At 61.6% G+C, this 20,227-nt stretch carries 20 protein-coding genes; 5 read left to right on the forward strand and 15 right to left on the reverse strand.

The annotated features are described in order from the left end of the window. Nucleotides 1-225: 225 nt before the first annotated feature. The 9 genes from ACI7M0_RS15770 to ACI7M0_RS15810 form a co-directional block, all read right to left on the reverse strand. Nucleotides 226-825, reverse strand: coding sequence for a hypothetical protein (locus tag ACI7M0_RS15770; RefSeq protein ID WP_104961971.1), 600 nt, complete (start codon nucleotides 823-825; stop codon nucleotides 226-228). After that, entirely contained in the window at nucleotides 825-1,523 is a 699-nt protein-coding gene (locus tag ACI7M0_RS15775) for a hypothetical protein (protein ID WP_060546581.1), read from the reverse strand. Before ACI7M0_RS15775 ends, ACI7M0_RS15770 begins: the two co-directional genes overlap by 1 nt. A 94-nt stretch (nucleotides 1,524-1,617) precedes the next feature. Continuing rightward, entirely contained in the window at nucleotides 1,618-2,403 is a 786-nt protein-coding gene (pstB, locus tag ACI7M0_RS15780) for a phosphate ABC transporter ATP-binding protein PstB (protein ID WP_003254117.1), read from the reverse strand. Between the two features lie 50 nt (nucleotides 2,404-2,453). Next, nucleotides 2,454-3,347: a phosphate ABC transporter permease PstA gene (pstA, locus tag ACI7M0_RS15785; RefSeq protein ID WP_129932258.1), complete on the reverse strand. Its 894-nt coding sequence runs from the start codon at nucleotides 3,345-3,347 to the stop codon at nucleotides 2,454-2,456. Continuing rightward, complete coding sequence (gene pstC / locus ACI7M0_RS15790; protein WP_004574212.1) at nucleotides 3,344-4,312, reverse strand: phosphate ABC transporter permease subunit PstC; 969 nt, start codon at nucleotides 4,310-4,312, stop codon at nucleotides 3,344-3,346. Before pstC ends, pstA begins: the two co-directional genes overlap by 4 nt. Nucleotides 4,313-4,382: 70 nt before the next feature. Further along, the gene (gene pstS / locus ACI7M0_RS15795) at nucleotides 4,383-5,414 is read right to left on the reverse strand and encodes a phosphate ABC transporter substrate-binding protein PstS (protein ID WP_003254123.1); all 1,032 of its coding nucleotides are present in this window, start codon (nucleotides 5,412-5,414) and stop codon (nucleotides 4,383-4,385) included. Nucleotides 5,415-5,625: 211 nt separating this feature from the next. After that, the gene (locus ACI7M0_RS15800) at nucleotides 5,626-5,859 is read right to left on the reverse strand and encodes a hypothetical protein (protein ID WP_054889537.1); all 234 of its coding nucleotides are present in this window, start codon (nucleotides 5,857-5,859) and stop codon (nucleotides 5,626-5,628) included. A gap of 71 nt (nucleotides 5,860-5,930) precedes the next feature. After that, a complete protein-coding gene (locus ACI7M0_RS15805) occupies nucleotides 5,931-6,356 on the reverse strand; it encodes an MAPEG family protein (protein WP_104961973.1) in 426 nt (141 codons plus the stop codon). Beyond that, complete coding sequence (locus ACI7M0_RS15810) at nucleotides 6,353-6,667, reverse strand: DUF2834 domain-containing protein (protein ID WP_104961974.1); 315 nt, start codon at nucleotides 6,665-6,667, stop codon at nucleotides 6,353-6,355. The genes ACI7M0_RS15805 and ACI7M0_RS15810 overlap by 4 nt, the downstream gene beginning before the upstream one ends. 106 nt (nucleotides 6,668-6,773) lie before the next feature. Here ACI7M0_RS15810 and ACI7M0_RS15815 point away from each other — a divergent pair, with 106 nt between their 5' ends. Then, complete coding sequence (locus ACI7M0_RS15815) at nucleotides 6,774-7,592, forward strand: helix-turn-helix domain-containing protein (protein ID WP_010953573.1); 819 nt, start codon at nucleotides 6,774-6,776, stop codon at nucleotides 7,590-7,592. Here the strand turns inward: ACI7M0_RS15815 and ACI7M0_RS15820 are convergent. The 3 genes from ACI7M0_RS15820 to ACI7M0_RS15830 all read right to left on the reverse strand — a co-directional run bounded on the left by ACI7M0_RS15820 (nucleotide 7,582) and on the right by ACI7M0_RS15830 (nucleotide 11,036). Continuing rightward, entirely contained in the window at nucleotides 7,582-8,367 is a 786-nt protein-coding gene (locus ACI7M0_RS15820) for a 2-keto-4-pentenoate hydratase (protein ID WP_129932259.1), read from the reverse strand. The genes ACI7M0_RS15815 and ACI7M0_RS15820 overlap by 11 nt on opposite strands. A 138-nt stretch (nucleotides 8,368-8,505) precedes the next feature. After that, nucleotides 8,506-9,849 carry an MFS transporter gene (locus ACI7M0_RS15825; protein ID WP_129932260.1) on the reverse strand — a complete coding sequence of 448 codons (1,344 nt, stop codon included), beginning with the start codon at nucleotides 9,847-9,849 and terminating at the stop codon, nucleotides 8,506-8,508. 44 nt (nucleotides 9,850-9,893) lie between these two features. Next, nucleotides 9,894-11,036, reverse strand: a complete 1,143-nt coding sequence (locus tag ACI7M0_RS15830) for an iron-containing alcohol dehydrogenase (protein ID WP_104961976.1) — start codon at nucleotides 11,034-11,036, stop codon at nucleotides 9,894-9,896. A gap of 142 nt (nucleotides 11,037-11,178) precedes the next feature. Between ACI7M0_RS15830 and ACI7M0_RS15835 the strand changes: the two genes are divergently transcribed. Both ACI7M0_RS15835 and ACI7M0_RS15840 read left to right on the forward strand, forming a co-directional pair. Beyond that, a complete protein-coding gene (locus ACI7M0_RS15835) occupies nucleotides 11,179-12,120 on the forward strand; it encodes a LysR family transcriptional regulator (protein ID WP_010953569.1) in 942 nt (313 codons plus the stop codon). A gap of 287 nt (nucleotides 12,121-12,407) precedes the next feature. After that, on the forward strand, nucleotides 12,408-13,283 hold the full coding sequence (locus ACI7M0_RS15840; protein ID WP_129932261.1) for a universal stress protein: 876 nt from the start codon (nucleotides 12,408-12,410) through the stop codon (nucleotides 13,281-13,283). A gap of 59 nt (nucleotides 13,284-13,342) precedes the next feature. Here ACI7M0_RS15840 and ACI7M0_RS15845 read toward each other — a convergent pair whose 3' ends face one another. Then, a complete protein-coding gene (locus tag ACI7M0_RS15845) occupies nucleotides 13,343-14,197 on the reverse strand; it encodes an AraC family transcriptional regulator (protein ID WP_104962890.1) in 855 nt (284 codons plus the stop codon). 151 nt (nucleotides 14,198-14,348) lie between these two features. On the opposite strand from ACI7M0_RS15845, the gene ACI7M0_RS15850 reads away from it, so the two are divergent. Continuing rightward, complete coding sequence (locus ACI7M0_RS15850) at nucleotides 14,349-14,903, forward strand: GNAT family N-acetyltransferase (RefSeq protein WP_064491583.1); 555 nt, start codon at nucleotides 14,349-14,351, stop codon at nucleotides 14,901-14,903. Nucleotides 14,904-15,194: 291 nt separating this feature from the next. Beyond that, nucleotides 15,195-16,421 carry an MFS transporter gene (locus ACI7M0_RS15855; protein ID WP_129932262.1) on the forward strand — a complete coding sequence of 409 codons (1,227 nt, stop codon included), beginning with the start codon at nucleotides 15,195-15,197 and terminating at the stop codon, nucleotides 16,419-16,421. A 106-nt stretch (nucleotides 16,422-16,527) separates the two neighbouring features. Here ACI7M0_RS15855 and ACI7M0_RS15860 read toward each other — a convergent pair whose 3' ends face one another. Together ACI7M0_RS15860 and mgtA are read right to left on the reverse strand one after the other, a co-directional pair. Then, entirely contained in the window at nucleotides 16,528-16,905 is a 378-nt protein-coding gene (locus ACI7M0_RS15860) for a DUF2493 domain-containing protein (protein ID WP_020192194.1), read from the reverse strand. A gap of 21 nt (nucleotides 16,906-16,926) precedes the next feature. Continuing rightward, nucleotides 16,927-19,641 (reverse strand): magnesium-translocating P-type ATPase, encoded by a 2,715-nt coding sequence (mgtA, locus tag ACI7M0_RS15865; protein WP_129932263.1) that lies wholly within the window; start codon nucleotides 19,639-19,641, stop codon nucleotides 16,927-16,929. Between the last annotated feature and the right edge of the window lie 586 nt (nucleotides 19,642-20,227).

The following is a 20,227-nucleotide window of genomic DNA, read 5'->3' on the forward strand; positions in this document are numbered from 1 at the left end:
GATTTGGTCCCGGTACCTGCTTGGGTCCTGGTTCGAGACTTATGGCTCAGGTAGGGGTGGTAGGCGGGTATCAATACGATTGAATGAACCGGGGCCGCCTTGCGGCCCTTCGCGGGCTCGCCCGCTCCCAATTTCAGGATATCCACGACCCCTGTGGGAGCGGGCGAGCCCGCGAAGGGCTGCAAAGCAGCCCCCATTACATTGTCTGAGCGGAATCTCCTGGCTTCAGGAAGCCAGTGCCTGCGGACGCTGGCAAGCGGGCATCTCATAGCGGTGCGGTTGCTGCCAGGCCAGCCGTGCCTGCACATCCACCACCGCATCCTTCACCTTCTGCGCCCAGTGCTCATCCTTCGGGCACACCACCACCACGCGGAAACCGTGGTCGACACCTTCCAGGCGCACACCTTCGGAATCATCCACGTGCAGGTCGATATCAAAAGCCGAAGGCAGCTTGGAGGGTGAGTTTTCCAGCCCGCGCTGGGCCAGGATGTGCTGGTGCCGACCGCTGTTGACCACGCCATCGACATGAATGCCGTAAAGCATCAGCCACCGGCGGATGTAAGCCGGGGTACGCCCCGAGGAGGTGTAGATCCAGATGCTGCAGCCCTGGCGGCGCAGGTCGCGGATCAGTTCGCGGGTGCCGCTGCGCAGGGGCTCACCCAGCCAGCGATGGACGAAACCCGGCAGCTTGCTGTCCTCGACGGCGGCGTGTTCGGGCAGGCAGGCCAGCGTGTCGTCGATATCGAACGAAATGCGTACCTGGCCACGCTTGAGCTTGCGTTCGATGGCTTGCCGCCCTCGTGCGAACAGGGATGAACCTTGCATCAGCGGCTCCCCTCGCAGGCAGGCACGGGCGCGCCGTTCAGGAAGAACTTGCCGGGCTCAGGTGCTTTCGCTTCCAGGAAAGCGGCGTACTTTTTCTTGATCTTGGGGAGTTCGTACAAAGCCTTGACACCGTGTTTGGCGGAGTTGCGTATGACCGAGGACGGGTTGAAGTAACCCTCGGCGTTGTCCAGCGACAGCACGAATGGCGGCAGCCCGGCACGCATCAGCAAATAGCTGACAATAAGCGAACCCGTGCGGTTGTTGCCTTCGATGAACAGCTGCGGCTTGCTGAGGATCCGTACATACACACCCGCTGCCCGCTTCCAGATGGAATCGCTGCGGTACGCGCAGTACCAGTTGTACAAATCCTTGATGCCACCTTCCACGTTGTTGAAAAAGTGCGCTTCGGTTGCCGCAAGGTGCGGGGCGAATTCCAGGCGACGGGCCGGATCGCTGCCGCATAGCACGGTGGCATTGATTTCCAGCATCAGGTTCAGCTGTTGCAGGTCGAACAGGTCGATACCGCGAGCGACATAGTCGTCAATCAGCGCATAGCCTTCAACCACATTCAGCAGCACCTCGTCGGTAAACGGGTCCCGCGGTTCGGTGAAATGCTGGCTGAGTTCGGCAAAACGGCCCTGCACCTCGCGCAGTGCGCGCTCTACCGCTGACAGATCAAGACGACGCGTCGCTCGCATTGGTAATCCCGGGTAACACTTTAACGGAAGGTAACGCGGCCGGGTGTTGCAACCTTCCTGGCTGCAACACCCGCCCACCTTGAGCTTGCAGGGTTTAGCTGAACTTGCCGCTGATGTAGTCGCTGGTCAGCTGCTCGCGCGGGTTCTGGAAAATCTGCGCGGTCGGGCCCATCTCGACCAGGTAGCCGGTGCGGGTGCCCTGGGAAATATCCACCGAGAAGAAAGCGGTGGTGTCGGCCACACGAATCGCCTGCTGCATGTTATGGGTCACCAGGGCGATGGTGTAGTCCTTTTTCAGCTCGACCATCAGCTCCTCCACGCGGCGGGTGGCAATCGGGTCGAGTGCCGAGCAGGGCTCGTCCAGCAACAGCACTTCCGGCTCGGTGGCGATGGCACGGGCGATACACAGGCGCTGCTGCTGGCCACCGGACAGCGACAGCCCGCTGACCTTGAGCTTGTCCTTCACTTCGTCCCACAGCGCGGCGCCTTGCAAGGCGTGCTTCACGCGATCGCCCAAGTCGCCTTTGTAGCGGTTCAGGCGCAGGCCGAAGGCCACATTGTCGAAGATGCTCATCGAGAACGGGTTGGGCTGCTGGAACACCATGCCGATATAGCGGCGCACTACAACAGGGTCGACGCCCTTGCCGTAGACATCCTGCCCAAGAAAGTGCACATGGCCTTCGAAACGGAAGCCCTTCACCAGGTCATTCATACGGTTCAAGCTACGCAGCACGGTACTCTTGCCGCAGCCCGAAGGGCCGATGAAACCGGTGATCTCGTTTTTCCTGATCGGTACATGGCTGTCACGCACGGCCATGAAGTTACCGTAGAAAATCTTGTCGAGCTTGCAGTCCATGACGATGGGGGCTTCGCTGACCATGGGAGCGGCTCTTTGCGCAGTGGATACGTTCAAGTTGGATGCTCCCTTTCTCAATACTTGGGCTTGCCGAAGACTCGGCTCAAAATGTTGATGACCAGCACGATCATTACCAGCACCAGCGAGGCCGCCCAGGCGAGCTCCAGCTGGTTGTCGAACGGCATGCCGGAGAAGTTGTAGATCAGTACCGCAAGCGAGGCTGTGGGGTTCATCACCGCCAGGTCGCCGTCGTGGTAGATCCAGTAGTTGCTGAACAATGCGGTGAACAGCAGTGGCGCGGTTTCGCCAGCGGCGCGGGCCACGGCCAGCATGACGCCGGTGAGGATGGCCGGCAGGCCGGTAGGCAGCACGATCTTCCAGACGACCTGGGCGCGGGTGCAACCCATGCCGTAGGCGGCGTCCTTCATGATCTTGGGCACCATCTTCATCGACTCTTCGGCGGTCAGCACCACGATCGGCAGCATCAGCACCGCCAGCGCCACGCCGCCTGCCGGTGCCGAGTAGGTACCGGTGGTCATCACCACCAGGGCGTAGGCAAACACCCCGGCCAGGATCGATGGCAGGCCAGTGAGCATCTTGGCGGCAAAGCGCGCGGCATTGGCCAGCTTGCTGTCCGGGCCGAGCTCGGCGAGGAACACGGCGGCCAAAATACCGACCGGAACGGCGATGGCGGCGGCAATGCCGACCATGACGAAGGTACCGGCCATGGCGTTGCCGAAGCCGCCGCCCATTTCGAAACCGGTAGGTGGCAGTTCGGTGAACACTTCCAGGTTGAGCCGTGCGCCACCGCGGGTGATCAGCATGTACAGCACGGAAATCAGCGGCACGCTGGCCACCAGTGCCGCGAACCATGCCAGGGTGGTCAATACCAGGCTGCGCAGGGCGCGGCCTTCCAGCTTGCGCTGCAGGCTGGGCAACGCGGCTACAGGGGTCGTCAGGTCAGTCATTGTTTGTTACCACGCTGGGCGTAGAGCATGATCATCGAGCCGAGGACGTTCACCAGCAGGGTGATGAACATCAGTACCAGTGCCGCGTACATCAGCACTTCGACCTCGTTCGGCCCGGCTTCCGGGAAGTTCAGCGCCAGCAGCGCCGCCAGGGTGTTGGCCGGTGCGAACAAGGACAGGGAAATGGTGTTGGCGTTGCCGACCAGCATGGCCAGCGCCATGGTTTCACCGAGTGCACGGCCCAGGCCCAGTACCAGCGAGCCGAAGATGCCGGTAGCCGCCGAGGGCACCATCACCTTGAGGATGGCTTCCCAGTGGGTGGTACCCATGCCGTAGGCAGCCTGCTTGGTTTTCATCGGTACGCTGGTCAGCGCATCCTGGGAAACCGCCGCGATGGTCGGCAGGATCATGATCGCCAGTACCAGCGCCGCAGGCAGCAGGCCTGGGCCACTGAGGGAGGTGCCGAAAAACGGGATCCAGCCCAGCTCGCTGTTCAGCCAGGCGGTCAGCGGGCGAATCGCCGGGATGACCACATAGATGCCCCACAGGCCGTACACCACGCTGGGGATGGCGGCGAGCAACTCGACGATGGTGCGAAACACCGCGGCAAGCTTGGCCGGAAGGAAATCCTGGGTCAGGAAAATGGCCATGCTGACGCCGAAGAAACCGGCGATCAACAGGGCGATCAAGGCGCTGTAAAGCGTACCCCAGATCGCTGGCAGAATACCGTACTTGCCTTGGTTAACGTCCCAGACGCTGCCGAACAACACGTCAAAACCGTGCTTTTCAATCCCAGGCAGTGCCTTGCGGCCGACTTCGTAGACCAGCGCGAAGACCAGCGCCAGCACCAGCACCACGCCAATGCGCGCAAGCGCACGGAAGGTGCGATCGACCAGAAAGTCTTTCGCAGACGGTGGCTGGCACGCGGAGTCGGGGTTATCCGGTATGGCAAAAGGAGTGTTCATTGGCGAGTTCCGGGACAAGGGACAAACACCCCCGGCATGGCTTCATGCCAATACCGGGAGCGCCTGGGTATTACTGGATGTTGGCGGACGCTTTACGCACCTGGTCGACTACCGACGGCGGCAGCGGGATGTAACCCATCGAGTCGGCGATGGTCTGGCCTTTGGTCAGGCTGTACTCGACCATTTCACGCATGGCCTTGGCTTTTTCCGGGTTGCCGTTGTCCTTGCGGAAAATCATCCAGGTATAGGAAGTGATCGGGTAGGACTTGGCACCGTCCGGGTCAGGCAGCCAGGCCACCAGGTTTTCCGGCATGTTCACCGCAGCCAGTGCTTCGGCACCGCTCTCGGCATTCGGCACGACGTATTGGCCAGCCTTGTTCTGCAACATGGCGAAGTCGACCTTGGCCAGCTTGGCGAAGCCGTATTCGATGTAGCCGATGGCGCCCGGGGTCTGGCGGACGGTGGCGGTTACGCCGTCGTTCTTCGGCGACTTGATGAACTTGTCGGTGGCCGGCCAGTTGACGGTGTTGCCTTCGCCCAGCCCTTGCTTGAAGTCAGCGTTGATGGCCGACAGGTGCTTGGTGAAGACGGCAGTGGTGCCGCTGGAGTCGGCACGCACGACCACGGTGATCGGGGTGGCAGGCAGCTTCAGGTCAGGGTTGGCCGCCGCGATTTGCGGGTCGTTCCACTGGGTGATCTTGCCGAGGAAGATATTGGAGTAGACGTCGCGCGGCAGCTTCAGACCTTTAGGGTTGCCCGGCAGGTTGTAAGCCAGGACGATTTCACCGGCGGTCATTGGCAGCAACTGCACGCCTTCGCCAACCTTGGCAATGTCTGCTTCGCTCATGGCCGAGTCGCTGGCGGCGAAGTCGACGGTCTTGTTCAGGAAGTCCTGAACGCCCGCGCCGCTGCCCTTGGACTGGTAATCGACGGTGACGCCAGCCGTGTTCTTGCTGAAGTCCTTGAACCAGGTCAGGTAGATCGGTGCAGGGAAGCTGGCGCCCGAACCGGTCAACCGAACGTTTTCTGCAGCAAAGGCTGCCGAGGTGGCGCAAAGGGAAACGGCAACGGCGAGTGCAGCAGACTTCATCAGGCGTTTCATCAAAATGTGCTCCATGTGATGGCCGGCACACTTTGCATCAGCTGCGTTACAACTTTGTGACTATTGAATGGCAGGCCGCGCGGTAGAGCTTATTGACTGTGCCATCACGCGCCCAGCCGGAACCCTGAAACGGCTCCAGCCTCGACGCAAACGCTTGAAGGTGTCGATAGACCATGCAACGCAGCATCAGGAACCTGGCCACTGCAGGCGATCAACCGATACCGGCGAGACCTGTATCACCGCCATCCCCACAGCGGTTGCGGCATGCACATTCGAACTCAGCCTGGGCACGGGTGGAAAAGTTCAGGCTCAGACGCATCTTGTCCTGGGTGTCGTAGAGGTCGTAACCCTCCCCCAGTGCGGCAGGAAAGCCAAGCCGCCGAGGATAAGCCTCTTTCTTGAGTGGCACTGCGGGAACCACAACGAAGCGTGTCTGCATGATCATCCCCTTCGGCAGTGCTTAAGTATTAGTACTGCTATGTGAAAGCATCAAGATGACTCATGCAATATTTTGGTTCAGCCGCCTATTCTCGCGGTGATGAGTAAGCAGAATCCCATCAGGCAAATGACCCCGATGCCATAGAACAACGTTCTCCAGGGCTGCAAACCCCGCAGGTAGGCCAGCGTGTGCAGGACCCTGGCAACCGTGAACACCACACTCAGCCACAGCACCGGTAGCGTGGCGGCTTCCAGCGCAACAGCCAGCCCGCCGAGGGCAAAGAACATGGGAATGTTCTCCAGGTCGTTGGCCCAAACCTTGGCAGCACGTATCACCTGCGGGCGTTCTGCGGCCAGGGCGATGCGCCTGAACACGGCAGCGTCCTCCGGGTTGGTGAACGCGACGAAGCGCAAGCGGTGATAGCCCTGATAGCAGGAAACCAGGAACATCTTGAGGAACAGCACCACCACACACAGCGCATAAACCTGCAAGGCACTGCTCATGGCTGGCGCCCCTCGGCAACGCCTCTGATCACCAGGTACAGCAACGGCCCCAGCGAAACGAACACGACGGTCAGCAGCAGGTAAGGCAGCACCGCGATGCCGGCTCTGCCGCGCATGCGGTTGTCTCTCACCATCCAGCAACCGGCCAGCCCGGCCATCAGGTACAGGTCGATGACCACCTGGGCCGTGTCCGCCTGCGCCAGCAGTGCCAGCCCGAATGCCAGCAGCGATTGCTCGGCAATCAGCATCGTCCAGCCGGTATACAGCGAAAACAGCACCAGTATTGCCAGCGCGCAGATACGCAAGCCCATATAGCTCTCCTTGATAGGGTTTGCCGGCACAGTAGTGATAGGGTTGCTTGCACTCAATGACCCGTGAGGTCATGGACATTGCACTCAAGGACGATCAGGGCAACGCATGAATCAGCATCTGTTCCATCGCAGCACCCCTGCCCCGCATATCTCAGCGGGCCAGCATCTTCGCGAACTGCGCCGTCAGGCCAACCTCAGCCAGCTGGAACTGGCGCTGCTGACGGGGCTGTCGCAGCGTCATCTGAGCTGCGTGGAAACAGGACGCGCCAAAGCCAGCCCAGGCACGTTGCATGCCCTCCTCTCGGCCCTGGATGCGCCGCTGGAGCGGTGCAACGAAGTGTTCGTTGCTGCAGGATACGCACCCCGCTACGCCGCCACGCCGCTCGATGCGCCTGAACTGGCCTTGGTGAATACTGCCATCGAGCATATTCTGCAGGTGAACAACCCCGCTCCGGCGATCGTCATCGACAGCCACTGGGACGTCATCGCCGCCAACGCCAGTACCGGGCTGCTGCTGGCGATGGCCGGTGTCAGCGCACAGCCGGCAACCGGCCTCAACCTGCTGCAGACACTGCTGTGCCCCGGTGGTCTGGGTGATCACCTGGCCAACGCGCCGGAAATCCGCGCTGCTGCCTGGCAACGTGCCTCCAGGGAGGCCGCAGGCAATCCGGCACTGGCAGCGCGCTTGCGCGACTTGCCGGCCCCGGCAAGCCCGTGCCAGATGACGACAGCCACCCCTCTGCTGCTGACCCGCGTGAACACCCCGTATGGTGAGCTGCGGTTCCTGTCCACGTTCACCACCTTTGGCATGCCGCAGGATGTCACCGTGCAGTCACTGCGCATCGAACACCTGATCCCCGCCGACCCACAGACCCGGCAAAGAATGCAGGCAGCGTTCGAGCAATGGTCGGCCGTTACAGCGTGAACGTCAGGGCCTGGCCAAGGAACCTGGCGCTGACCTGGTGGCCTGTTTCATGCAAGTCGAACGGCTGGCACATGGCCCCGGTGGTCACGACATCCCCGGCCTTCAGGGTCTGGCCACGCTCGGCAGCGTGCGCGTACAGGTGAGCCAGCGACACCAGCGGGTCGGTGGCCGCATCGCCAGACAAGCCACCGGCGCGCCATTGACCATCCACATGCACCTCGGTGGTTTCGGCCAGGTCGGCGAGCAACGGCACATTGATACCGGCGCCCAGGCTATTGCCGACCACCAATGCTTCAAACCCCACGTTGTCAGCCACAAAACTTGGCCAGCCGACAGCCTTGCGGTCGACAAAGCGCGAACGCACCACTTCAAAGGTGATGCACGTGGCGCGAATATCCTCACTCACCGGTACGCGCCCGGCTTGCGGAGGAATATCCCGGTCCAGCACGAAGGCAATTTCGCATTCGATGGTCACCGGCGTAACCGCTGGCAGCTGGATATGTGCGCCATCGGCATGGCAACGCCCCGCTTCCAGTTGGCCAATCAAGGGCCGCGACAACTTACCGGCACGCATGCCTGCCGGGCTGCCGACGCCCAGCTTCCACCCGGCGCGCTGGCCTGCGGCAGCGGCAAACAACTGGTCCTGGCTGTCATAGCCTTGTTTCAATGTCTCGGGCTTGAGGCTGGCGGGCAGTTCCGTCAGCAGGTCACCGCTGCGCCAGTGTTGCAGTAGCAAGGCTGCAGTGCGTTGGTGTACGAAAAGCGAACGGTTCATCAAGACCTCATTGAGATAGGCGATGGCAGGCAACAGATGCTATGACCTGAAATTGATAATGATAAATATATTGTCATGATGCCAATCATCACAAATTGTTATTGAACTGCCTGATGAAACCCGCCTGCAGGTGCATGCTCAGCGATCAGTGGAAACCGGCTGCTTCAACAACAACACATAAGCCATCGCAGCAACCGCGGCCACGGCGGCACTGATCAGGAATGCCGAAGCAAAGGACCCGGTCTGCTGAATGCTGAACCCGGTCACGATGGGCGCCACAGAGCCTGCCAGGTAGCCGCCGAAGTTCTGGATCGAGCCAAACGAGGCCACGCGCTGGCTATCGACCACGGTGTTGGCGATCATCCATGCGGTAGAGCTGGCCATGTTCACGCTGAACAGTGCGCAACACAGCAGCGCCACGCTGAGCAGGAAGCCGCTACCGAACGACAGGGGAACGGTGAATGCAGCTGCCGCGAGCAACGCAGTCACGACAACCCGCTTGCGGCTACCCAGCACACTGGCACCGTTCTTCACCAGGCGGTCACAGATGCGGCCCGCGACAATGGTGCCCAACGCGCCGAACACATAGGCCAGCGAAACCACCCAGGCTGTCTGGTACAGGCTCAAGCCATGCTCGCGCTCGAAGTAGCCCGGCAGCCAGGTCAGGTGCAGCCACAGCATGTAGATCACCCCCATGAAGCCCAACACTGCGCCCCAGGTGCTCTTGTGGCGGAACAGCTCGGCCCACGCCGCCAGTTGTGCCTGCACACTGGGCCTGGCGTTTGGCACCGCCTGTTTATGCGCCTGGGCCGCCAGCAGTTGCTCACGCTCCTCGGCAGGCAGTTCGGCCAGGTACCGCGCCTTGCTTTTGTAGAAGGCGAACCAGCAGGCGGCAAGCAGACTGCCGAACACTCCGGTGACGATGAACATGCCGCGCCAGCCCCAGGTGACCATCAGCAGCGTCAGCAACGGCGGCGCCAGACACGGCCCGATGCAGGTCGATGACAGCACGATGCCGGTCGGCGTCCCCCGCTTCTCGGCCTCGAACCACTCTGCCAGCGCCTTGGCCGCCGACGGGAACATCGGCGCCTCGCCAATTCCCAGCACCACCCTGAGCCCGATGAATGCAGAAAAACTGTTGATCAGGCCAGAAGCCGTCTGTGCCACCGACCAGCCCAACAGGGCCGCCCCCAGCGAAATCTTGCTGCCCAGGCGGTCGATGATCATGCCCAAGGGCAGTTGCGAAAAGGCATACGCCAGGGAAAACGCCGACAGCAGAATGCCCATCTGTGACGGCGTGATGCCCATGTCGCGCTGGATGGAGGTATTGGCAATCGACAGCGCACTGCGGTCGACGTAGTTGATGATGCCGATCACCAGCAACAGGCTGACGGTGATGACCTGGTACTTTCTGAACGGGTTCGAGCTGGCGACCGCTTCAGGTTCGCGGGCAAGCCCGGGTTGCGCATATTTGGTATTCATGGGCGTTCACTTTTGTTGTTATTGGTTGAACAGCAGGTAACGGCTTACATGGACGCTTCAAGCAGCCACTGGTAGTCCTCGGCAGATGCCTCACGTGGGTTGGTGCGGTGGCTGTGATCGGCCAACGCGCCCTGGACGATGCGCGGGAACAGGTCCGGGTTGACATCCAGTTCGCCAAGGCCGGTCGGCAGGCCCAGCGTACGGGTCATGTGGCGAATGGCATCTTCGATCTGGCTGTCATCGGCCAGCCCCATCGCCTGAGCGATGCGTTGCATCTTGTGTTCATTCACCACCGTTTCGGCCGTGCGGTTGAAGCGGATGACGGCAGGCAGGAAGATCGCATTGAGGGTGCCGTGGTGCAGGCGCGGGTTGATCCCGCCCAACGCATGGCTAAGGCTGTGCACGCAGCCCAGGCCTTTCTGGAAGGCCAGCGCACCTTGCAGCGATGCGCTCATCATGTTGATGCGCCCGTCCAGGTTGCCCGGCTCGCGGGTGGCTCGTTCGATGAAGCGCCAGGCCCGCCACAGGCCGTCCAGGGCAATGCCGTCGGCAGGCGGGTTGAACGCAGGTGCCATGAAGGTTTCCAGGCAGTGGGCAATCGCATCCATGCCGGTGGCAGCCGTGAGTTGTGCTGGCAGCCCGAGCGTCAGTGCCGGGTCACAGATGGCCACCTTGGGCACCACATGGGGCGAGATCACCCCCACCTTGCGCCCGTCCTCGAGTATCAGGATGGCTCCGCGCCCGACCTCGCTTCCCGTGCCGGCCGTGGTCGGCACCGCAATCACCGGCGCGGTTGCCGGGGTGATCCGGGCCAGGCCGCCCTCGATCACCGCAAAGCCCTTCAACGGGCCGTCGTGCCGGGCACACACGGCCACCCCCTTGGCCAGGTCGATCGCCGAGCCACCGCCAATGGCGATGATGCCATCACAGCCATATGCCTTGAACATAGCCACGGCCTCACGCACGGCATGCTCGTTGGGGTTGGGTGGCGTACCGTCGTAGATCGGCAGTTGTGCGGTGTCGCTGGCGAAGGTGTTCAACGCCGTATCGACGATACCGGCGGCACGCACGCCACGGTCGGTCACGATCAAAGGCCTGGTTATACCAATGCGCTCACATTCGGCAGGCAGGCAGGCAATGGCACCGATATCGAATTGGATCTGGGTGATGTAGTTGATCAGGGACATAAGGCTTGGCAGGCTCCTGGCTTTATTGTTCTGGGCGTTTCAGCCGCACTGGATGCGACACTGTGCAGCGCCAGTATAGGAATGCGCGGCTGGCCATGGTATTGAGAACAATCCATATCGGTATAACCAGGACGAATACCAGATGACCCCATCGCTCAATTCGATCATGTCCCGCCTGCACGCCCGCCACCTGCGCTTGTTGATCGAGCTGGACGAGCACCGCTCGCTGCTCGGTGCAGCAAGCAGCGTCGGGCTTACCCAGCCTGGTGCCAGCAAGGCCTTGCAGGAAATCGAAACCACCTTCGGCACTGTGCTGTTCAACCGCACCAACCGAGGCCTGGAGCCCACGGCCGCCGGGCACTGCGCCATCCGCTACGCACGCCTGTTGCAGACCGATATCGCCAACCTGCGGCACGATCTGGATGCAATCCTGCGTGGTGTCGGCGGCCGGCTGGCTGTGGGGGCGATCATGGGGGCGGTGCCGTTGCTGATGAAGGCGGTGTCACAGCTGGCCAGCATCCAGCCGCAGATGTCGTTCGAAATCATCGAAGACACCAGCCAGTCGCTGCTGACGCAGATCGAGAGCGGCCGCCTGGACATCGCCCTGTGCCGCACCAGTGTCAGCAATACGCCGCAGCTGTTCGCCAGCACCTTTGTCCAGGATGAGACACTGGCGGTCATCGCCAACATCGACCACCCGCTGAAGCATGCGCCAAGCCTGAGCCTTGCCGACCTGGCCGAGAGCCGCTGGATCGTCTACCGGGCCAACATGCCCATGCGCGTGCAACTGGAGCGCGAATTTCACGATGCCGGGCTGCGCTTCCCGCTGCACCTGGTTGAAACCACTTCGATCCTGGCGACCTTGTCGCTGTTGCAAAACCGTCCTGACTTCGTTGCGCTGGTGTCGATCGACGTGGCCCGGCAATGTGCGATGAATCAGCAGGTCAGCATACTGCCCTTGAGCATGGGCTCGGTCAGCGACCCCTACGAGCTGGTGACCCGAAAAGGCAGCCAGGCAACACCGGCCATGGACACGCTCACCGAACTGCTGCTGTTGCAGGGCCGACAGCGCTGCGACAGTTGATGCGGTTTCATGGCAGGCCACTGGGAAATCCGGGCTGAAAGGCTGAGGGTCAAGACGGTAATGAGGCAGCCCGCCAGCCCTGGGTAAGCAGCGTTGCAGCTGCACCGGCAGTGCTGTTGGCAGCATGAACCGCCGCTACACCTGCACGCCATTGACCCAAATCAAGCCCTCGCGCCGGGTTCGCGCGACGATGGCTGCACGCAAGGAATGACTCAAGTACCGCCAGGTGCACAGTGCGCAAGGTTTACCGCTTGATCGCTGTGCGCGCCTTGACCAAGGAGCCCCACATGAACCCGCTGAAACACATACTGGTTGCCACCGACCTTTCCCCACATGCTCGCAACGCCGCTGAGCGCGCGGCCTACCTGAGCGATGCGCAACAGGCCTCGCTGGACCTGCTCTACGTTGCCAACCCGGCACCCTTCGAGCGCCTCAAACAGTTGGTGACGCCTGATGACGATCTGTTGAAACGCGTACTGGATAGCGCAGGCGAGAAAACCCACGCACTGGCAGCACTGCTGTTCCAGCGTTACGGTATCTCCGCTGGCGTGCAGGTCGCCAGCGGCTCGGTGATCACGGAGATCAACCGGGTGGTGCAGGACAAGCACAGCGACCTGCTGGTGTGTGGGGCCAGGGGCCAGAACGTAGCGCGGCGCCTGCTGCTGGGTTCAACTGTGCAGAAACTGCTCAACCGCATGCCCTGCCCTTTGCTGGTGGTCAAGCCGGCACCTCGTGATGCCTACCGCACCGTGCTGGTGCCAGTCGATTTTTCGTCCGTTTCACTGCGCACGATCGAATTGGCCAAGGCCATTGCCCCGCAAGCAGAGATCATTCTGCTGCATGCGTACGAAGCCCCGTTCGAAGCCAGCGTGCGCTTCGCCCATCTCGACCACGACACCCTCACCCACTACCGCAATGTCATCCGCAAGGATGCACAAGTACAGCTCGCGGCGCTGAGTGAGGCTGCCGGCCTGGCCGATGCACGGCAGATCCTGGTGCACGGTGACCCTGGCTGGCGCATTGCCGAGCAGGAACAGGAGCTGGAGTGCGACCTGATCGTGGTCGGCAAGCAGGGGGCAAGCGCGCTGGAGGAACTGCTGGTGGGCAGCGTCACCAAGCATGTACTGAACGAATCGCAGTGTGATGTGCTGGTCTCGCCATAGCGTACCGTGCCTGCCGAGCACGCTGATAAGCGCCCTCGGCAGGCGCCGCTGTGCAAGCGTCAGCCCTGCCCTTGCACGTTCTGCGCTTGCCTGCGGTAGCTGGAAAGCGAAAAACCGGTCTGACGCTTGAAATAGCGGCACAGGTAAGACGCGTCGGCAAAATTGAGCGCATCGGCAATTTGCCCGACAGCGTGATTACTGTAAGAAAGCAGTGCCTTGATTTCCAGGGTCACCTGCCGATCGATCAAACCTTTCGGGCTGGAATTGAAATACACCTTTGTCAGTTGCGACAGATAGAACGGGGTGATGTTAAGCGCGTCGGCATAGAACTTAACCTCGCGCTGCCGGGTGCTGTGTTTGCCTACCAGCTCCCAGAATCGCCAACTCAGCGCTTCCTTGCGGCTGAACGCCCTGCCTGCTGTCGGTAACACGGGAAGCTGCTCGGCAATCTTCAGGAAAAGGTTCTGTAACTGGTTGCGCAGCATGATGTGCTGATAAGTGGCACAGCACCGCACAATATCGCGCATCTGCATCAGCCACCCTTCCAGCAGCGGCCTCTCGCTTTCGGCAAGTACACAGTGCGGATGGTCGTGCAGAAAGACGAATAATGAATTGGGCAGTGGGTAGGCGACCTCGGCAGCAAGTGCTTGTGGTATCAGGCAGAAAAACACCTTGAAGCATCGTGAGCGACATTTGAGCAAGGCTATGGTGTCTTCGGCCAGCACCAGCACATCTGCGCGCCTGACAGCATGTTCTTTGAAGTTCAGCGTGAAACGGGCAGCCCCGGACAGGCACACAAGCAGTGTCAGATAGGCATGACCGAACGACAGTGGCGCCCCCTGCCCATCGGCAAGCGTGCTTTCACCTGTCTGGATCGGATCACCAGCCGCGTAAAGTTTCGGAATGTGATGCATCGCACTCGGTACCACCGCCAGATAGAGCCAACAGCCTAGCATCAAGCACCCGCCCAGTTTCGAAAAGTACCGATAATGCCAAGGTAGTGACGTTTACCGCGTGGCCAGTCGGCCATACGCTGGCCCAACGGACCAGACACGAGTACAGGACATGAAATTGGAAACCGAACGTTTGCTGCTTCGCCCTTGGCTGGAGAGCGACGCTGCTGATTTGTACGAATATGCCAAGGACGAGCGCGTCGGCCCCGTTGCGGGCTGGCCTGTGCACACCAGTGTGGAGCACAGCCGCGAGGTCATTCGCGAAGTGTTCAACCACCCCGAAGTGTACGCCCTTGAGCTCAAGCAGAATCAACGTGCCGTAGGCTGTGTCGGCCTGCTGACTGGCAGTAACAGCAACTTCGAGATCAGTGAACAGGAAGGTGAAATTTCCTACTGGATCGGGGTTCCCTACTGGGGCAAAGGCCTGGTTCCGGAGGCTGTGCGGGAAGTCATGCGCCACGCCTTCGAAACCCTGAAACTGCAGGCACTGTGGTGTGGCTACTACACTGACAACAGCCAGTCACAGGCTGCCCAGGCGAAGTGTGGCTTCCGTCATCATCACACCGAAGAAAACAAGCACAACCGCTTCCTCGACGACTATCGTACTGAGCACATCAGCCGCATCACCTACCAGCAGTGGGTGGAGGGTGAGCAACAGCATACCTAGCCGACGGCGAAGCCCGTACGGTGCGTTCGATCACTCGCTGGCCCCCCGGTATACGACGCAGGAAAGAGAAGCTGACGCTGCAGGCTGCAAATCGCCATGGCCTGCACCGGTGCGGCACCGGTAGGGCGTAATCGCTGCCAGGGCGCTCTACACAAGGCGTTTCATCGATTGCGCTGATGATTACTATCGAGCGGCCTGCCTGTCGGTCGGGCACGGCCGCCCCTACAATCCCCTGCAAATCCCCCCGCTCCTGCGCCTGCTACAGGCGAGATCCCTCATGGAACCTAACCCATGCCAAGCAACAGCCAGGCCCCTCGCGGCCTTCCCGAACACAGCCAACAAAGCGTGACCCAGCAATGGCTGGCAATCCTCTCGGTAGCCGTGGGCGCTTTCGCCCTGGTCACCAGTGAATTCCTCCCGGTGGGGGTGCTCAACGATGTGGCCAGCGACCTGGGCATCAGTGCAGGCCTTGCCGGCCTGATGGTGACCCTGCCCGGCATCATGGCTGCGTTAGCCGCCCCGTTGATTTCCGTAGGCGTCGGCGCGCTGGACCGGCGCTACCTGCTGATCGGCCTGACGCTGATCATGATCATCGCCAACGCCATCGTGGCCTATGCCGGTGACTTCAACCTGCTGTTGGTCGGCCGTGTGCTACTGGGTATCAGTATTGGCGGCTTCTGGGCGACAGCCATCGCACTCAGCGGCCGCCTGGCACCTGACGGAATGGGCGTAGCCAAAGCCAACTCCATCATCATGGCTGGCGTAACCCTGGCGACGGTAGTGGGCGTGCCTGTCGGCACCTGGCTGAGTGGCCTGATGGGCTGGCGCATGACGTTCCTGGTCACTGCACTGGTAGGCGTACCGGTGCTGCTGGCACAGGTGTTCCTGCTGCCGCGGCTGATGCCGGAAAAGGCCATCCGCATCCGCGACCTGCCGGCGTTGTTCATCAACCCGCAAGCACGGGTCGGTTTGATCGCCGTGTTGCTGATCGGCCTGGCGCACTTTGCTGCGTACACCTATGTCGCACCGTTCTTCAAACAGAATGCCGGCTTTGACGGGCCTACGATCGGTTCATTGTTGCTGCTGTATGGCGTGGCCGGCTTCATGGGCAACATCTTCGCCGGCTTTGCTGCCAACCGCAGCGTGCGGCATACCCTGATGCTGGTCGCGCTCATGATCGCAGTCAGCACCGCCCTGTTCCCGCACTTCGCCACCGGCATGACGGGTGCCGCGATTCTGACCGCACTGTGGGGCTTTGCCTTCGGTGCGTTCCCGGCCTGTGCCAATATCTGGATGTTTGTCGTGGCGCCCAAGGATGTCGAACGTGGCATGCCGCTGTTCGTGGCCATGTTCCAGGTGATCATTGCCGTGGGCTCGTTCTTCGGCGGGCAAGTCGTGGACCATATGGGCACGGCGGTACTGCTGAGCCTGGCCACGGCGCTGGTGGGCTGTGGCTTTGTCACCGTGCTGGTGCTGGGGCGCAACGTCAGCAACGATCTGGCGGCGCAGCCAGGCTGAGCAGCCGCCCAGGACGGCTGCACAAAGCTTGAGGCCTTGAAACCGAGGCGCCTACTTCGCGGGCAAGCCCGCTCCTACAGGTACCGTACGGCTCCAGGCGCTTGTATTAGCTGCAATCGTCCCGCTCGGGCTGGCGTGGTTGCCTGGCGTACACCACCTGAAGTTCGGCGCCACGGGCCCTGGCCAGCAGCTCCTCGGTGTCATCGCCACCGGGCAAGGCAAGCAACAGGTCAGGGCGGCTGTCATTGAGCATGAACAGGTTGCGCAAGCGTTCGGCCTGCTTGCCGTGCAGCTGCCAGTTTGGCGGGTAACGCACCAGATCGGCGCCATGCTCGCGCGCCCAGCTTTCGATTTCCCCACCAAGAAACTGGCTGCCACCGTGGATCAATACCCGGATCGGCCGCTGGCGCTGGACGTCGTCCAGGGCCTGGCGGCAGCGTCGGGTGTCGGCGTAGTTGCGCCCTGCACAAATCAGTACTCGCATGGTCTGCTCTCCTTGCATCGCTCAGAACCACTGGCCGAAACGGCGGATATAGAGGGTCTTCATAGCCTGGGCGACCACGCAGTAGCCCAGCAGGGTGGCGGCCAGCCAAGGGAAGTACTCCCACGGCAGCGGCACCAGGCCGACCATCGCGCCCACCGGGGAGAACGGGATGTAGATACCCAATGCCATGACCAGCCCCGTTGCCAATACCACCGGCAATGCAGCGGTGCTCTGGAAGAACGGTACCTTGCGAGTGCGCAGCATGTGCACTACCAGCGTCTGTGACAGCAAGCCCTCGATGAACCAGCCAGACTGGAACAGCGCCTGCATTTCGACGCTGTTGGCGGCGAACACGTACCACATCAGGGCGAACGTGGTGATGTCGAAGATCGACGACGTAGGACCTATCCACAACATGAAGCGGCCGATGTTGCGGGCATCCCATTTGCGTGGCTTGCTGAGGAACGCCTTGTCCATGCGGTCCCAGGGCAGCGACAGCTGGGAAAAGTCATACATCAGGTTTTGCAGCAACAAGTGGATCGCCAGCATCGGCAGGAACGGGATAAACGCACTGGCCACCAGGACCGAGAACACGTTGCCGAAATTGGAACTGGCAGTCATGCACAGGTACTTCATGATGTTGCCGAAGGTTTCGCGGCCTTTGAGCACGCCCTCCTCGAGCACCATCAGGCTCTTTTCCAGCAAAATGATGTCGGCCGATTCCTTGGCGATGTCGGTGCCGCTGTCCACCGAGATACCGACGTCAGCATCGCGCAGGGCGGCGGCATCGTTGATGCCGTCGCCAAGAAAGCCCACGGTGTGACCATTGGCTTGCAGGGCCTTGAGCACGCGCGATTTCTGCAACGGGGTGAGCTTGGCGAAGACGGTGCGCTTTTCCACCTGAAGCTTCAGGGTGGTGTCGTCCATGCCCTCGATGTCCTGGCCGAGCAACGGCTGGCCTGGCGCCAGGCCTACTTCCCGGCACACCTTGGACGTGACCACCGGGTTGTCGCCGGTCAGTACCTTTACCTGCACGCCCATGTCGCGCAAGGCGGCGATGGCCGGGCCGGCCGTTTCCTTGGGCGGGTCGAGGAAGGTCAGCAAGCCCTGGATGACCAGATCGCGCTCATCTTCGGTGTGATACTGCGCCTTGCCTTCGGCCGCCGGGATCTGCCGGGTGGCAACCACCAGCACGCGGAAGCCGTCCTGGTTGAAGGCATCGACCCTGGCCATCAGCTGCTGGCGACGGCACGGATCAAGGGCAACGACCTTGTCGCCTTCCTGCACATGGGTGGCGATGGCGAGCATCTCCTCGACCGCCCCTTTGCTTACCAGCAGGTGATCGCCCAAGGCATTCTTCACCACCACTGACAGGCGGCGGCGGATGAAGTCGAACGGCAGTTCGTCGACCTTTGCGTAGGCGTAAGGCGCCTGGAACTGGTGGTCCTGGCCGGCGAAATGCAGCACGGCCTGGTCCATCAGGTTGCGGATGCCGCTTTGGTGATGGCTGTTGAGCCAGGCCAGCTCAAGGATGTGCTTGTCGGTTTGGCCGTCGAAGCGCACATGGTGCTCGAGGATGATCCGATCCTGGGTGAGCGTACCGGTCTTGTCGGTGCACAGCACGTCCATGGAGCCCAGGTTCTGGATAGCGTTCAGGCGTTTGACCACCACCTTGCGCCGGGCCATGGCCACCGCGCCCTTGGCCAGGTTGGCGCTGACGATCATCGGCAGCATTTCCGGGGTCAGGCCCACTGCCACGGCAAGCGCGAAGAGGAAGGCATCACCCCAGTCGCCTTTCACCACACCGTTGATCATGAACACCACCGGCACCATCACCAGCATGAAGCGGATCAGCAGGCTGCTGACGCTGTTCACGCCGCGGTCAAAAGCGGTCTGGCTGCGCGAACCGGCAATGGCCTTGGCCAGCGAGCCAAAATAGGTGCGTCGGCCGGTGGCGACCACCACGGCGCGGGCGCGGCCACTGACCACATTGGTCCCCATGAAGCAGATGTTCGGCAACTCGAGCAGGTTGTCCTGATGTGCGCCATGCTCGGCGGCGGACTTCTGCGCGACATTACCCAAGGTGTCGTACTTTTCGACCGGCAACGCTTCGCCGGTGAGCACGGCCTGGCTGATGAACAGGTCTCGCGCTTCGAGCAGGCGGATATCGGCGGGAATCATGTCACCTGCAGAAAGCTGCACGATGTCGCCGGCCACCAGTTCGTCCATGGGCACTTCGCGCAGGCGCGGGGCTTGCCCGGTCTGCTCACGGCGCAACACGGTGGCCGTAGTGCGCACCATTGCCTTGAGCGCGTCGGCAGCCTTGTTCGAGCGGTACTCCTGCCAGAAGCGCAGCAGGCTGCTGAGGCTGACCATGGTCATGATGATGATGACCTTGGTCAGGTCGGCGTCGTCTGCTTCGCCTGCACTGACCGGCAGCCAGTAGTCGGTGACGAAGCTGATCCCGGCCAGGGTCAGCAGTACATAGATGAACGGGTTGTGCAGGGCCTTGAACAGCTGCACCAGGGCGTGGGGTTGCGGGTCGTGGGCAACCTGGTTGGCCCCATCGCGCACCAGGCGCTTGGCGGCTTCGTGCTCGGTCAAGCCCTGTTCGCTGGCATCGAGGTTGGCGAGGGTGACCGCCAGGCCATTGCGCGCTTCACGGGCGGCGCGGGTGGACAGGCGGGTTTCGCGCTCGGCCTTGGCCGATGAGGTGTTACGGTGTTTGACAGTCATGTTGCTGTGCTCCTGCCGCTGCGGCGGCACGACACACAGACGTTTCACTCACGCGGTGAACGAAGGCATGTCGGGTCGCTGAATAATGCTGGTTCTTTCCGACAGTTGTCTGTCCGCTGCCGAGAGTCGGAAGTTGTTTCGGCAGCGAACTTTCTACTCGCGCAATCCATGGTTTGATTCCTTTTAATAAACACAGGGCAATAGTTACCCCGCGAACTTTTAACGTGAAAAGTTCGAGCACAAAGATACCGTTCAATATCTTTTATTCAGTGAGAAGTGCGGGGCTCAAGCGTGCATGAAGACGCGCCAGCACCCCGCATCTACTTGGGGGTTCCTGGTGGTGGTCAAGGTAGCCGTGCAGACGCCGCGGCCAGGCGCCGGCCTGCTGCGGCGCAGGGCACGCAGGCTGGCGAGGTGAAACGAATGAAGTGAGGTTCATGAGCTTGCCTCCAACCGGCCAACACCGGCGGCGGCAAGTCACGGCGGAGCATCAGGCTCTGGCGCGGCTTGCCCGACCAGGGTGTCGGGACCGGTGTTCCGGTTCAAGTGCCTGACCCGGCCATTCGGCAAGGGTCAGACAGCGACG

Origin of the sequence: Pseudomonas sp. 10(2024) (assembly GCF_045164175.1) — a bacterium.
GTDB classification, from domain to species: Bacteria; Pseudomonadota; Gammaproteobacteria; order Pseudomonadales; family Pseudomonadaceae; genus Aquipseudomonas; species Aquipseudomonas alloputida.